Origin of the sequence: uncultured Frigoribacterium sp. (assembly GCF_963515265.1) — a bacterium.
In the GTDB taxonomy this organism is placed as follows: Bacteria; Actinomycetota; Actinomycetes; order Actinomycetales; family Microbacteriaceae; genus Frigoribacterium.
Genome location: NZ_CAUPYL010000014.1, coordinates 1 through 14641, shown reverse-complemented (window position 1 = coordinate 14641; position 14641 = coordinate 1). Strand labels below are relative to the sequence as shown.

The following is a 14641-nucleotide window of genomic DNA, read 5'->3' as shown; positions in this document are numbered from 1 at the left end:
CCCGAGGCCGCGGGGCCTGTGCTCGAAGGGAACAAAGAGATGCCACTTTCCGAACAGGAGCAACGACTCCTCGAAGAGATGGAGCGGAGCCTCTACAGCAACGACTCCGACTTCGTGGCGACGGTCGGCGGGCGCCGTGGGCGCCCGAACTACACGATGGTCGTCATCGGCGTGCTCGCGGCTCTCGTCGGCATCGCGGTGATCGTCACCGGGGTCATCATCCGGACTCCTCCCGTGGGTCCCCTCGTCGGCGTGGCCGGCTTCGTGCTCCTCGTGGCCGGTGCCGTCTTCGCGATGGCGCCTCCTCGTCGTGGCTCGCAGGCCCGTCCCTCCGCGGCGTCGTCCGCTCCCGGTTCTGCTCGCCCGTCGACCTCGCGCCCCGCGCGCAGCGGCAGCATGATGGACCGCCTCAACGACCGCTGGGAGCGCCGCCAGGACGGCGACCGCTCCTAGTCCTCCACTTCGCACCACGACCTCAGGGGTCGGCCTCCGGGCCGACCCCTTTCTCGTGCGCCCGGGCGTCCTCGCGCCTCCACCCGGGGTCCCTGCCGGTGTCTGCACGCGTCCCCGGCCCGTCTGGTGAAGTCCGGCTGCCTCGTCCCTCCCTTCTCCTCCACCGCCGTGACCCCCGAACTGGAGCGGATCCGGGAGGTGCGGGGACGCCTTCGACCCCATGTCGCCTATCCGGGTGGGGGATTGTGGAGTAAAGTGGAGGCACGTGCCACGAACGGGGTGCGGGGCGAAGGGGGGCGAGGCGCATGTTCCTCGGCACCTACTCGCCCAAGCTCGACGAGAAGGGCCGCATCATCCTCCCCGCGAAGTTCCGTGACGAGCTGGCCTCCGGCCTCGTCATGACGCGCGGTCAGGAGCGCTGCGTCTACGTGTTCAGCCAGGCCGAGTTCGAGGACATGCACGCGCGCATCCGGCAGGCGCCGATCACGAGCAAGGAGGGGCGCGACTACATGCGCCTGTTCCTCTCCGGTGCCAGCGACGACGTCCCCGACAAGCAGAACCGCGTCACGATCCCGTCCCCGCTGCGGGACTACGCGGGCCTGGGCCGCGACCTCACGGTCATCGGCGCGGGCAACCGCGCCGAGATCTGGGCCACGGACGCGTGGAACACCTACTACGAGGCCCAGGAGGCCGCGTTCGCGAACACCACGGAGGAGGTGATCCCCGGGCTCTTCTAGCTCCTCGGCCCTGACTCCCAGCCGTCCGCCCTGGCGCACCTTCCCCGGTGCCAGGTCGAGATGGATGGGGATCAGGGCCCGGGATCCAGGCCCAGGTCAGCCATGGCAGATCAGATCCACACCCCCGTCCTCCTCGAGCGCACGCTCGAGCTCCTCGCCCCGGCGATCTCGCGCCCGGGCGCCGTCGCGGTCGACGCGACGCTCGGCATGGGCGGCCACGCGGCCGCGATGCTCGAACGGTTCCCCGACCTCACCGTCGTCGGCCTCGACCGCGACACCGAGGCGCTCGCGATCGCCGGCGAGCGTCTGCGACCGTTCGGCGAGCGTGCCCGGCTGGTGCACACGCGCTACGACGGCGTGGCCGACGCCCTCGACGAGCTGGGCATCGACGAGGTGCAGGGCGTCCTGTTCGACCTCGGCGTCTCGTCCCTCCAGCTCGACCGGGTCGAGCGGGGCTTCTCGTACTCCAAGGACGCACCGCTCGACATGCGGATGGACCCGACCTCCCCGGTCACGGCCGAGACGATCCTCGCCGAGTACCCCGAGTCCGAGCTGCGACGCATCTTCTACCAGTACGGCGAGGAGAAGCTCAGCCCCCGGTACGCCCGCCGTATCGTGGAGCACCGCGCCGAGGCGCCGCTCCGTCGCAGCGGCGAGCTCGTCGACCTCCTCATCGCCGCCACGCCGATGGCCCTGCAGCGGGCGGGCCACCCCGCCAAGCGCGTCTTCCAGGCCCTGCGCATCGAGGTGAACGGCGAGCTGGCCTCGCTCGAGGCGGCCGTCCCCGCCGCCCTCGACCGCATCGCCGTCGAGGGCCGCGTGGTCGTGCTCGCGTACCAGTCGCTCGAGGACCGCTTCGTCAAGCGCGAACTGGCGGCCCGGACCACCTCGACGGCGCCCCAGGGCCTCCCGGTCGAGCTGCCCGAGCACCGGCCCGGCTACCGCCTCCTCGTCCGCGGCGCCGAGCTCGCCTCCGCCGACGAGATCGACCTGAACCCCCGAGCCAAGCCCGTGCGACTGCGCGCAGCCGAACGAATCCGGAGAACAGCATGAGCAACGCCGCGATCGACCCGATCCCGCAGCGCCGCCCCTCGCACGAGCCTCGCCGGGCACCGGTCGAGATCGTCACGAGCCGGGCACAGCGTCGCGCGCGGCCCCGGATCGCGTACGCGCTCGTGGCGACCGCCTCCTTGTTCGTCCTGCTCCTGACGCAGCTGGCGATCAGCATCGCCCTCAGCGACGGCGCGTACACGATCTCCGACCTGCAGGCCGAGAAGACCGAGCTGACGCGCGACCAGCAGAAGTACTCCGAGCAGCTCGACGTGCTCTCGTCGCCGCAGAACCTCGCGAACAACGCCGAGCAGCTCGGCATGGTCCGCAACTCGAACCCGGTCTACCTCGACCCGACGACGGGCGCGGTGCACGGCGACCCGGCCCCGGCCGACGGCACGGCGGACGGCACGGACAACCTGATCCCGAACACCCTGCTCGACGGCGTGCCCCTCGCGACGGTCGCACCCGACACGGCGACCACCGACACGGCGGACCCGGCGTCGTCGAGCGACGCCACCGCGCAGGGCACGCTCCCGGCCGACTCCGCCACGACGGGCGCGGCGACCGCGGGAACCGGCACCCCGTCGGTAGCGTCTGACCCTGACCAGCTCGCGGCTCCCCGGACCCGCTAGCGGTGCGCCCTCCGCGGCGCACCTGACGACGACAGCGGCCGGTGCCACACGACCTGCCGCGGTGAGGACACCTTCGTGAACACAGCCCCTCGCAGCCGCCGGCTCCGCGCGACGCTGGCCATGGCCGTGGTGATCGCGCTGGTCGGCGTGTTCGTCGTCCGCCTGGCCGACATCCAGCTCGTCCAGGCCGCGGAGCTCAACGCGCAGTCGCAGAACAAGCGCGAGATCCAGCAGGTGACGTACGGCGACCGGGGTGACATCACCGCGAACGACGGCACAGTGCTCGCCGGCAGCGTCACGCGCTACAACATCACCGCCGCGCCCGCCTTCGCCTCCGACGTCACCGTGACGAAGACGGACGCGGACGGCGAGAAGACCAAGGTCGCCATGACCGTCGACCAGGTCCTCGACGAGGTGGCGACGATCACCGGCGGCTCCGCGGCGACGATGGAGGAGGCGCTCACCCGCGACCCCGAGGCCAACTTCGCGTTCCTCGTCAAGGGCGTCGACGTCGACGCGTTCCGCGCCGTCCGCGACCTCAAGAACAGCGGCGTGTCCTGGCTCTACTTCGAGCGTCAGTCCGCCCGCACGTACCCGAACGGCTCGGTGGCGGGCAACCTGACGGGCTTCGTCGGCACGGACGGGCCGCAGGCGGGGCTCGAGCGCACGGCCGACTCCTGCCTCGCCGGCACGAACGGCAGCGAGACCTACGAGCGCGGCGCCGACGGCGTGCAGCTCCCGGGCAGCACCGTGACCACGAAGGAGGCGGTGGCCGGCGGCACCCTGCAGCTCACCGTCGACAAGGACCTGCAGTACATGACGCAGCAGGCGATCGCCGAGCAGGGCCAGGCCATCGGGGCCGAGTCGGCCACCGCCGTGGTCCAGGAGGTGGCGACGGGCAAGCTGCTCGCCGTGGCCGACTGGCCCACGGTCGACCCCAACGACGTGAACCTGACGAAGGACGTCGGCGACCTGGGCTCGAAGGCCTTCACCGCCTCCTACGAGCCGGGCTCGACCTTCAAGGCGATGACCGCGGCCATGCTGCTCGACTCCGGCAAGGCCACGCCGACGAGCCAGGCGACCGTGCCCTACTCCCGCTCGTTCCCGTGGGGCGGCGAGATCCACGACGCGAGCTTCCACCCGACCGAGCGGCTCACGCTGACCGGGATCCTGCGCGACTCCTCCAACGTCGGCATCTCGCTGCTCGGCCAGAACCTCAGCGCTCAGGCGCGTTACGACTACATGGTCAAGTTCGGCCTGAACGAGCCCACGGCCGTCGGGTTCCTCGGCGAGCCGACGCAGGGCGTCCGCAGCGCGAGCTCGTGGGACCAGCAGACCAGCATCAACACGATGTTCGGCCAGGGCGTCTCGACGACGGCGCTGCACGTGGCCAGCATCTTCCAGACCCTCGGCAACCACGGCGTGAGGCTCCCGTCCCAGCTCGTCGAGGGCTGCACGGCCGCCGACGGGACGGTCACGCCGGCCCCCGCCGTCGAGGGCACGACCGTGGTGTCGCCGTACGCCGCCGACACGACGGTGAACATGCTCGAGAGCGTCGTCTCGGCCGGCGAGCAGAAGGACGCGCTGACCATCCCGGGCTACCGGGTCGCAGCCAAGACCGGCACCGCCGAGATGGCCCGCGCCGACGGCACGGGATACGGTTCCGACCGCGTCGTGTCCGTCGCGGGCATCGCACCGGCCGAGGACCCGAAGTACGTCGTCGTCGTGAGCTTCACCAAGCCCAGTACCATGAAGACGTCGGCCGCTGCGGCGCCGACCTTCAACAAGATCATGTCCCAGGTCCTCGAGATGTACCGCGTCCCTCCGTCGACGGAGCCCGCGCCGGCCATCCCCCAGACCTGGTGAGAGAAGAGGATTCATTGAGCGCCCGGATCCCCCCGGTCCTTCGACCGGAACATCCGTCGGCGAGGTCACTCGCCCAGCTGGTCAGCGAGTTCGGTCTCGAGCACGAGGGTTCCCTCGACGGCGTCGAGGTCACCGGAGTCACGCTGAGCACGGCGGACCTCCACCCCGGCGACCTGTACGTGGGCGTCCCCGGCGAGCACCGGCACGGTGCCGAGTTCGCCGCGCAGGCGCGTGAGGGCGGCGCCGTCGCGCTGCTGACCGACGCCGCGGGCCTCGAGATCGCCCGCGAGAGCGGACTGCCCGTGGTGCTCGTCGACTCGCCCCGCGCGGCCCTCGGCGACGTCTCGGCGTGGATCTACCGCACCGGCGGCGACGACTCGCCCCTCCTGTTCGCCGTCACCGGCACGAACGGCAAGACCAGCACCTCCTACCTGCTCGAGGGCGTCCTCCGCCAGCTCGGGCTCGTGACCGGCCTCAGCAGCACGGCCGAGCGCCACATCGGCGACCTCACGGTCGTCAGCCGCTTGACCACGCCCGAGGCGAGCGAGATGCACGCCCTGCTGGCCCGCATGCGCGAGAGCGAGGTGCGTGCGGTGGCCGTCGAGGTCAGCGCGCAGGCGCTGAGCCGCAACCGCGTCGACGGCCTGGTCTTCGACGTCGCGGCGTTCACGAACCTCAGCCACGACCACCTCGACGACTACGCCGACATGGAGGAGTACTTCCAGGCGAAGCTGCCGCTCTTCCAGCCCGACCGGGCGAAGCGCGCCGTCATCTCGCTCGACTCGCCGTACGGGCACCGCGTCGTCGACAACGCGCGGGTGCCGCTGACGACGATCACGATCCTCCCCGACGTCGAGGCCGACTGGCGGGTCGAGATCCTCGACGAGCAGGCCGCCTGGACCGAGTTCCGGCTCACCGGCCCGGAGAACCGCGAGCTCGTCACCCGGGTGCCGCTCATCGGGTGGCACATGGTCGCGAACGCCGCCCTGGCGATCGTCATGCTGGTCGAGGCCGGCTTCGAGCTCGGCGCGATCTCGCAGGCCCTCGAGGCCGAGGGCGGCATCGTCGCCTACCTGCCGGGGCGCACCGAGCGCGTCTCGGGCGATCGCGGCCCGAGCGTCTACGTGGACTTCGGGCACAGCCCCGACGCCTTCCTCGCCACCCTCGCGGCCGTCCGCCGGTTCACCCCCGGCAAGGTCATCATGTTGTTCGGCGCCGACGGCGACCGCGACAAGACCAAGCGCGGCGACATGGCCCGCGTCGCCGCCGAGGGCTCCGACATCCTCGTCGTCACCGACCACCACCCCCGCTTCGAGGACCCTGCCGAGATCCGCGCGACCCTCGTCGGCGCGGCCCGCGAGGCGTACCCCGAGCACGAGATCCACGAGGTCAGCCCGCCCGAGGCGGCCATCCGCACCGCCGTCGGCCTGGCCGGCGAGGGCGACTCCATCCTCTGGGCCGGCCCGGGCCACCAGGACTACCGCGACATCCGCGGCGAGCGGACCCCGTACTCCGCTCGCGACGAGGCGCGTGCCGCGCTGCGAGAGGCCGGGTGGGCCGAGTGATCGCCCTCACGCTGGCCGAGCTGGCCGAGATCGCCGGAGGCGCCCTGCACCTCCCCGAGGCCGGTCCCGACGCCGACCAGGTCGTCGACGGGTCGGTCGAGACCGACTCCCGGCTCGTGACCCCCGGCTCCGTGTTCTTCGCCCTGCGCGGCGACGAGACCGACGGGCACCTCTTCGCCGACGCGGCCGTCGCCTCCGGCGCCGCGGTCGTCGTCGCCGAGCGTGCGCTCGACCTGGCCGTCCCCGTGGTCGTCGTCGACGACGGCGTCGACGCCCTGTCCCGCCTCGCCGCGGGGGTCGTCGAGCGAGTCCGTCGCGGCGGGCGGCTGCGCGTCGTGGGCGTGACCGGCTCGAACGGCAAGACGAGCACGAAGAACATGCTCCGGGCCGTGCTGTCCGACGTCGGACCGACCGTCGCGCCCGAGGGCTCGTTCAACAACCACGTCGGGGCACCGATCTCGATGCTGCGCGTCGATCTCGACACCGCGTTCCTCGTCGTCGAGATGGGCGCCTCCGGCCCGGGCGAGATCGCCCGCCTGGTCGCGATCGCCCGACCCGACACCGGCGTCGTCCTCAAGGTGGGCCTCGCGCACGCCGGCGGGTTCGGCGGCATCGAGGGCACCCGCGCGGCCAAGGCCGAGATGGTGACCGACCTGCCCCCGACGGCGACCGCCGTGCTCAACGTCGACGACGACCGCGTCGCCGGCATGGCGGCCGACACCGCCGCCCGCGTCGTCGGCTTCGGCCTGACCGACTCGGCCGCCTACCGGGCGTCCGACCTCGAGGTCACCCGTGAGGGCACCTCCTTCGTGCTCGAGCACGACGAGACCTCGCGCCCCGTCCGGCTGCGCATCCTGGGCGAGCACCACGTCATGAACGCCCTCGCCGCCCTGACGGTGGCGGGGGAGTGGGGCCTCGACCTCGACCGTGCCGTCACCGTGCTCGAGGGCGTCGCCCGCGCCGAGCGCTGGCGCATGGAGGTGCTCGACGGAGGCGACGGCGTCACCGTCGTCAACGACGCGTACAACGCGAGCCCCGACTCCGTCGCCGCGGCCCTCAAGACCCTGGCGCAGATCGTGCCCCCCGGCGGTCGTTCGATCGCCGTCCTCGGCGAGATGGCCGAGCTCGGCGACCTCGCCCGCGAGGAGCACGACCGCGTCGGGCGCCTCGTCGTCCGGCTCAACGTCGGACAGCTGGTGGTCGTCGGCCACGAGGCCCGGCACATCCACGTCGCCGCGGGCCTCGAGGGCTCGTGGGACGGCGAGTCCGTCCTCGTCGACACCGTCGACGAGGCCTACGACCTGCTCCGTCGGACGCTGCGCGACGGCGACGTCGTGCTCGTGAAGTCGTCGAAGTCGGCCGGTCTCCGCCACCTCGGCGACCGCCTCGCGGGGGTGTCCTCGTGATCGCGCTCCTCATCGCGGGCGCCGTCTCGCTCGTCTTCACGCTCCTGATGACGCCGCTCTTCATCCGGCTGTTCCACCGCCTCGGCTGGGGTCAGTTCATCCGCGACGACGGTCCGCAGTCGCACCACACCAAGCGCGGCACGGCGACCATGGGCGGCATCGTGCTGATCATCGGCACCGTCCTCGGCTACTTCGTCGGACACCTCGTCGCTCGTGACGAGCTCACCAACAGCGGCCTTCTCGTCCTCTTCATGATGGTCGGGCTCGGCGCCGTCGGGTTCCTCGACGACTTCCTCAAGGTGCGCAACCAGCGGAGCCTCGGCCTCGGCGGCTGGGCGAAGATCGCGGGGCAGGTGGTGGTCGGCGCGGTGTTCGCCGTCCTCGCGCTCTCGTTCCCCAACGAGAACGGCCTCACGCCCGCCTCGACGATGATCAGCGGCGTGCGCGACATCTCGTGGCTCGACTTCATGTTCTTCGGCACGATCGCGGGGGGCGGGCTCTTCCTGATCTGGGTCGTCCTCATCACGGTCAGCACGTCGAACGGCGTGAACGTGGCCGACGGACTGGACGGCCTCGCGACCGGGGCGTCGATCTTGGCCATCGCCTCCTACATCTTCATCGGGTTCTGGCAGTTCAACCAGTCCTGCTTCAGCACTCGGCTCGACGAGTCGACCCGGTCGGCCTGCTACACGGTCGCCAACCCGCTCGACCTGGCCGTGGTGGCCGCGGCCATCTGCGGCGGCCTGATCGGGTTCCTCTGGTGGAACACCTCGCCGGCGCAGATCTTCCTCGGCGACACGGGCTCGCTCGGCCTCGGCGGCGCACTCGCGGCACTCGCGATCCTCAGCCGCACCGAGCTGCTCCTCGTGCTCATCGGCGGCCTGTTCATCGTCGTCACCGGCTCGGTCATCCTGCAACGGGCGTACTTCAAGATCACGCACGGCAAGCGGATCTTCCTGATGAGCCCCTTGCACCACCACTTCGAGCTGAAGGGCTGGGCCGAGGTCACCGTCGTCGTGCGCTTCTGGATCATCGCGGGGCTCTTCGTGGCTGCTGGCGTGGGCGTGTTCTACCTCGAGTGGATCTCGCGCACCTCATGACGAACTCCGCCTCCGACCCCGTCCTCGCGGCGCGGCTCGACGGCCTGACGAGCTGGCACGCCGACTGGTCGGGCCTCCGCGTGCTGGTCCTCGGCCTCGGCGTCACGGGGTTCTCCGTCGCCGACACCCTGACCGAGCTGGGCGCCCGGGTCGTCGTGCTCGCCCCGAGCGTCGACGACGACCGAGCCGAGCTGCTGGGCCTGATCGGCGCCGAGCTCGTCCTCGACCCCGCCATGGCCGACCTCCCGCCGAGCGTCGTCGAGTTCGATCCCGAGCTCGTCGTCCTGTCGCCGGGCTTCGCGCCCCACCACCCCCTCGCCGTGCGCGCGGTCGAGTCGACCGCCGCCGTCTGGGGGGACGTCGAGCTGGCCTGGCGCCTCCGCGACAAGACGGCGACGGTCGCCGAGTGGCTGCTCGTCACCGGCACGAACGGCAAGACGACGACGACGCAGCTCGCGACGGCCATGGCCCTGGCCGGCGGGCGGCGTGCCGCAGCCGTCGGCAACATCGGCGTGCCGGTCCTCGACGCCGTCCGCGATCCCGAGGGGCTGGACGTGCTCGTGGTCGAGCTCTCCAGCCACCAGCTGCACTGGCTGCCCGTCGAGGGCCCCGGCGCCCTCCGGCCCCGGGCGTCCGTCTGCCTCAACCTGCAGTCCGACCACCTCGAGTGGCACGGCTCGGTCGAGGCCTACCGCGACGCCAAGGCCCGCGTGTACGAGAACACCGTCACCGCGTGCGTGTACAACAAGGCCGACGCGGCCACCCTCCACATGGTCGAGCAGGCCGACGTGGCCGAGGGCTGCCGTGCCGTCGGCTTCGGGCTCTCCGCGCCCGGCCCGAGCGACTTCGGGGTCGTGAGCGGCGAGGACGGCGGCGTGCTCGTCGACCGGGCCTTCCTCGCCGAGCGTCGCCACCGTGCCCTCGAGCTGGCGACGACGGCCGAGCTCGAGACGGCCGGCCTCGCGGCCGACCACCTCGTCGAGGACGTGCTGGCCGCCGCCGCGCTGGTCCGGGCCGTCGACGTCGACCCGGCCGCGGTCCGTGAGGCCCTCCTCGCGTTCCGGGTCGACCACCACCGCACGGAGGTGGTGGCCGAGTCGGGCGGCGTCGTCTGGGTCGACGACTCGAAGGCCACGAACCCCCACGCGGCACACGCGTCGCTCGGCTCGTTCCCCTCCGTCGTGTGGATCGTGGGCGGCACGTTCAAGGGCGTCGACCCCGAGCCCCTCGTCCGCGACGCGGCCGAGGGCCTCGCCGCCGCCGTGCTGATCGGCGTCGACCGGGAGGGCCTGCGGGAGGCCTTCCGGCGACACGCCCCCGAGCTGCCCGTCTTCGAGGTCGACGAGACCGACACTGAGCGGGTGATGCCGACGGCGGTCCGCCTGGCGGCGGCCGCGGCGAGGCCGGGCGACACCGTCCTCCTCGCCCCCGCGGCGGCGTCCTTCGACCAGTTCACCGACTACACCGCGCGCGGCAGGGCATTCGCCGCCGCGGTCGCACACCACCTGGGAGGTGACGCTGATGGCCACCAAGCCCACCAGCCTCCCGCGTCGCCGGCCGACTGAGTCGACCCGCCCGCGGGACGACGACGGCACCAGTGCCACGCCGCACGACGGCAGGCAGGCCGCGGCCGTGGTGGCGGTCAAGAAGCTCTTCGCCGCCGAGACAGGCTCGTTCTTCCTGATCCTCGGCACGACGCTGTTCATGGTCGTGCTGGGGCTCGTGATGGTCCTGTCGTCGTCGTCCGTCGAGCAGTACATCGCCTCGCGGCACACGTCCTTCTTCGGCGCCTTCGCGCGACAGGGCATCTACGCGGCCATCGGCGTCCCGTTGATGCTCATCGCCTCCCGCGTGCCCGTCTCGTTCTGGAAGCGCTGGGCCTGGCAGATCCTGCTCGTCACGGTCGTGCTCCAGCTGCTGGTGTTCACCCCCCTCGGCTACGAGATCGGCGGCAACCGCAACTGGATCGACCTCGGGTCCTTCACCGCGCAGCCCTCCGAGGCGGTGAAGCTCGCCCTGGCGATCTGGCTGGGCATGATCCTCAGCGTCAAGCGCGACCTGCTCGACGACTGGAAGCACCTCGCCATCCCGCTCGTGCCCGTCGTCGGCGTCGCCGTTGGCCTCGTCGTGCTGGGCGGCGACCTGGGCACGACGATGGTCATGCTCCTCCTCGTCTTCGCGGCGGTCTGGTTCGCCGGCGTCCGCCTCCGGTACCTCGCCGTGCCCGTGCTCTTCCTCGCGGCGGCCATCCCGTTGATCGCCTCCGGCTCTGCTTCGCGCAACGAGCGCATCGCCGCCTGGATGTCCGGCTGCACGGACTCCAGCGACTACCAGGCCGCCTGTTGGCAGACGCTGCACGGCACCTGGGCGCTCGCCTCCGGCGGCCTCTTCGGGGTCGGCCTCGGCAACTCCAAGTCGAAGTGGTCCTGGCTGCCCGAGGCCGACAACGACTTCATCTTCGCGATCATCGGCGAGGAGCTCGGGCTGATCGGCGCGATCGTCGTGCTGGCGCTCTTCGTCGTGCTCGCCGTCGGCTTCGTCAAGATCATCCGACGCACGAACGACCCGTTCGTCCGGGTCGTCACCGGTGCCGTCACCGCCTGGATCATCGGTCAGGCGCTGATCAACGTCGCGGTCGTCCTCGGGCTGCTCCCGGTGCTCGGGGTGCCCCTGCCGCTGATCTCCGCGGGCGGCTCGGCGCTCATCGTGACCCTCGTGGCGATCGGCGTCGTGCTCTCGTTCGCCCGTCAGCCGGAGGAGCCCCTGGCCGGCCGAGGTGCTCCGCGTCAGCGGGTAGGGTCTCTCCGGTGACGACGTACCTCCTCGCCGGCGGCGGCACCGCCGGTCACGTGAACCCCCTGCTCGCGGTGGCCGACCGGATCCGCGACACCGAGCCCGACGCGACCGTCCTGGTCCTCGGCACAGCCGAGGGCCTCGAGGCCCGGCTCGTCCCGCTGCGCGGCTACGAGCTGCTCACCGTGCCCCGCCTGCCGTTCCCGCGCCGCCCCTCCCGCGCCGCGCTCCGGTTCCCCTCGGCACTCCGCGGAGCCGTCGCCGGCGTCCGCGAGCTGCTCGCCCGGCACGACGTCGACGTCGTCGTGGGCTTCGGCGGCTACGCGTCGGCACCTGCCTACGTCGCGGCCTGGCGCTCGCACGTCCCTCTGGTCGTGCACGAAGCGAACGCCAAGCCGGGCATCGCGAACGTGCTCGGGTCGTGGTTCACGCGGCACGTCGGCGTGGTCCACCGGTCGACGCGGCTCCGGCACGGCCGTCAGGTCGGCATGCCCCTCCGCCGAGAGATCGAGCAGCTCGACCGACGCGAGAGCCGGCAGGAGGCGCTGGTCGAGTTCGGCCTGGACCCCCGCAAGCCGACGTTGCTGGTCACCGGGGGATCGTCGGGCGCCCGCCGCCTCAACGAGACCATCGCCCGGTCCGCGACGAGCGTGCTCGGCGCCGGCTGGCAGATCCTGCACGTGACGGGCCAGAAGTCCGAGCTGCGCTCGACCGACCTGGCCGACCACCACCTCCTGCCCTACTGCGACCGGATGGACCTGGCGCTGTCCGCGGCCGACCTCGTCGTCTCCCGCGCCGGGTCGGCGACGGTCAGCGAGCTGACAGCCCTCGGCCTGCCCTCCGTGCTCGTGCCCTACCCCGTCGGCAACGGCGAGCAGCGGCACAACGCCACCGACGTCGTGGCCGCCGGCGGGGCGCTGCTCGTCGCGGACGCCGACTTCACGCCCGACTGGGTGCGCTCCACGCTCGTGCGCCTCCTGCAGGACCGCGCGGCCATCGCCGAGATGGCCGTCCGGGCCGGAACCGTCGGCGTGCTGGACGGGACCGACCGCACGGTCGAGCTGGTCCGTGACGCCGTCCGCGAGGCTCCCTCCCGTGCTGACCGCGACGCGCCGGCCCGCACGCAGCGGCACGCCTCGTCCCGGACCGCGGGCACCCGCCGCACCGACCGCACCGACCGCACCGACGCCCAGACCGAGAAGGCGAGCCCCGAGCGCCCATGATCAAGCCCGACCTCCAGCAGCAGATCCCCGCCGAGCTCGGCCGGGTCCACTTCGTCGGCATCGGCGGCTCCGGGATGAGCGGCATCGCGCGCGTGTTCCTCGCCGCGGGCCACACCGTGTCGGGCTCCGACATCCGCGAGACGGCCGGGGTGGCCGCCCTCCGCGAGCTCGGCGCCGAGATCGCCATCGGCCACGACGCGGCGAACGTCGGCGACGCCGACACGCTCGTCGTCACGGGCGCCCTCTGGCAGGACAACCCCGAGTACCGGCTCGCCCTCGAGCAGGGCCTCCCCGTGCTGCACCGGTCGCAGGCGCTGGCCTGGCTGATCGGGCAGCACCGCCTCGTCTCGGTCGCCGGCGCCCACGGCAAGACGACCTCGACCGGCATGCTCGTCACGGCGCTGCTCGCGGCGGGCCACGACCCGAGCTTCGTCAACGGCGGCGTCATCCAGTCGCTCGGCGTGTCCGCGCAGGGCGGCTCCGACGACCTGTTCGTCGTCGAGGCGGACGAGTCGGACGGCTCGTTCCTGCTCTACGACACGTCGGTCGCGCTCATCACGAACGTCGACGCCGACCACCTCGACCACTACGGTTCGCACGAGGCCTTCGACGCCGCCTTCGTCGAGTTCGCCTCCGCGGCCCGCGAGCTCGTCGTCGTGTCGTCCGACGACGCCGGGGCGCGTCGCGTCACGGGTGCGCTCACGCACCCGCACGTGGTGACCTTCGGAGAGCACGAGTCCGCGGACGTCCGCCTGACCGACGTCGCCTCCTCGGGCCCCGTGGCCTTCACGCTGCACCACGACGGCTCGAGCTGGCCCGTCCAGCTCCGCGTCCCCGGGCACCACAACGCCGTCAACGCCGCGGGGGCGTTCGCCGTGCTCGTCGGACTGGGCGTGGAGCCCGAGGCGGCGATCGCCGGCCTCGAGACCTTCGGCGGCACGGAGCGCCGGTTCGAGCTGCACGGCACGGTCCGCGGCGTGAGCGTCTACGACGACTACGCCCACCACCCCACCGAGGTCGCGGCCGCCCTGCAGGCCGCCCGGTCCGTCGTCGGCGACGGACGCCTCATCGCGGTGCACCAGCCCCACCTCTACAGCCGGACCCGGATGATGGCGGGGGAGTTCGCCGAGACCTACGAGCGCCTCGCCGACCACACGATCGTGCTCGACGTCTACGGCGCCCGCGAGGACCCGGAGCCCGGGGTCACCGGCGCCCTCGTGTCCGAGCGCTTCTCCGACCCGTCGCGGGTCGAGTTCGTCGCGGACTGGCAGGCCGCCGCCGACCGTACGGCGGCCGTCGCGCGCGACGGAGACTTCGTGATCACCCTCGGCTGCGGTGACGTCTACCGCATCGTCCCCCAGCTGCTCGGCTCGCTCGACGCCGCGTCGGCGCCGGACGCGTCGACCGCGGAGGAGTCCGGAGAGTGACCACGCGTCGACCCGCGTCGACCGGCGGGCGGCGCCCGTGAGGCGGCCCGAGGGCTTCGACCCGTCCGCCCCTGGCTCCGACGGGGCTCCGGAGCCCGAGGAGGCGGCACGTCCGTCGTCCCTGCGCGACCGGTTGGCGGCGGCACGGCCTCGTCGTGTCCGGCCCGAGCCCGACGGAGCGGCCGGGACCCCGGACGACACGTCCACGGGACCGGTGTCGGTGCCGACGGGGCCGGGCACCGTGTCCGGTGTCGCCTCCCGCCTCGCATCGGGCCTGTCGGGCGTCGTGTCCCGTGGGGGAGCGTCGTCGACCGGTCGGCCCGAGGGGGCCGCGTCGGACGCCGGGGAGGCGCCGCGCACCGTGACCCCGCGCATCGAGCCCGAGG

12 protein-coding genes are annotated in these 14641 nt (G+C 72.5%); all 12 read left to right on the top strand.

The features are described 5' to 3' along the window. Positions 1-39 precede the first annotated feature (39 nt). The 12 genes from RWM17_RS03080 to murC all read left to right on the top strand — a co-directional run bounded on the left by RWM17_RS03080 (position 40) and on the right by murC (position 14255). On the top strand, positions 40-453 hold the full coding sequence (locus tag RWM17_RS03080; RefSeq protein ID WP_314101242.1) for a DUF3040 domain-containing protein: 414 nt from the start codon (positions 40-42) through the stop codon (positions 451-453). A gap of 305 nt (positions 454-758) precedes the next feature. Beyond that, positions 759-1190: a division/cell wall cluster transcriptional repressor MraZ gene (gene mraZ, locus RWM17_RS03075; protein WP_314101240.1), complete on the top strand. Its 432-nt coding sequence runs from the start codon at positions 759-761 to the stop codon at positions 1188-1190. 102 nt (positions 1191-1292) lie between these two features. Further along, positions 1293-2243 carry a 16S rRNA (cytosine(1402)-N(4))-methyltransferase RsmH gene (gene rsmH, locus RWM17_RS03070; protein WP_192169009.1) on the top strand — a complete coding sequence of 317 codons (951 nt, stop codon included), beginning with the start codon at positions 1293-1295 and terminating at the stop codon, positions 2241-2243. Continuing rightward, positions 2240-2875 (top strand): hypothetical protein, encoded by a 636-nt coding sequence (locus RWM17_RS03065; protein ID WP_314101238.1) that lies wholly within the window; start codon positions 2240-2242, stop codon positions 2873-2875. Before rsmH ends, RWM17_RS03065 begins: the two co-directional genes overlap by 4 nt. Before the next feature lie 75 nt (positions 2876-2950). Next, positions 2951-4741 carry a penicillin-binding protein 2 gene (locus RWM17_RS03060; RefSeq protein ID WP_314101236.1) on the top strand — a complete coding sequence of 597 codons (1791 nt, stop codon included), beginning with the start codon at positions 2951-2953 and terminating at the stop codon, positions 4739-4741. A 14-nt stretch (positions 4742-4755) separates the two neighbouring features. Beyond that, on the top strand, positions 4756-6306 hold the full coding sequence (locus tag RWM17_RS03055; RefSeq protein WP_314101234.1) for a UDP-N-acetylmuramoyl-L-alanyl-D-glutamate--2,6-diaminopimelate ligase: 1551 nt from the start codon (positions 4756-4758) through the stop codon (positions 6304-6306). Next, positions 6303-7712, top strand: a complete 1410-nt coding sequence (gene murF / locus RWM17_RS03050) for a UDP-N-acetylmuramoyl-tripeptide--D-alanyl-D-alanine ligase (RefSeq protein ID WP_314101256.1) — start codon at positions 6303-6305, stop codon at positions 7710-7712. Before RWM17_RS03055 ends, murF begins: the two co-directional genes overlap by 4 nt. Next, on the top strand, positions 7709-8812 hold the full coding sequence (mraY, locus tag RWM17_RS03045; RefSeq protein ID WP_314101233.1) for a phospho-N-acetylmuramoyl-pentapeptide-transferase: 1104 nt from the start codon (positions 7709-7711) through the stop codon (positions 8810-8812). The genes murF and mraY overlap by 4 nt, the downstream gene beginning before the upstream one ends. Beyond that, positions 8809-10377, top strand: a complete 1569-nt coding sequence (murD, locus tag RWM17_RS03040) for a UDP-N-acetylmuramoyl-L-alanine--D-glutamate ligase (protein ID WP_314101231.1) — start codon at positions 8809-8811, stop codon at positions 10375-10377. The genes mraY and murD overlap by 4 nt, the downstream gene beginning before the upstream one ends. Further along, complete coding sequence (gene ftsW, locus RWM17_RS03035) at positions 10334-11623, top strand: putative lipid II flippase FtsW (protein ID WP_314101229.1); 1290 nt, start codon at positions 10334-10336, stop codon at positions 11621-11623. The genes murD and ftsW overlap by 44 nt, the downstream gene beginning before the upstream one ends. Next, on the top strand, positions 11620-12828 hold the full coding sequence (locus RWM17_RS03030) for a UDP-N-acetylglucosamine--N-acetylmuramyl-(pentapeptide) pyrophosphoryl-undecaprenol N-acetylglucosamine transferase (RefSeq protein WP_314101227.1): 1209 nt from the start codon (positions 11620-11622) through the stop codon (positions 12826-12828). The genes ftsW and RWM17_RS03030 overlap by 4 nt, the downstream gene beginning before the upstream one ends. Next, complete coding sequence (murC, locus tag RWM17_RS03025; RefSeq protein ID WP_314101225.1) at positions 12825-14255, top strand: UDP-N-acetylmuramate--L-alanine ligase; 1431 nt, start codon at positions 12825-12827, stop codon at positions 14253-14255. The genes RWM17_RS03030 and murC overlap by 4 nt, the downstream gene beginning before the upstream one ends. Positions 14256-14641: the final 386 nt, after the last annotated feature.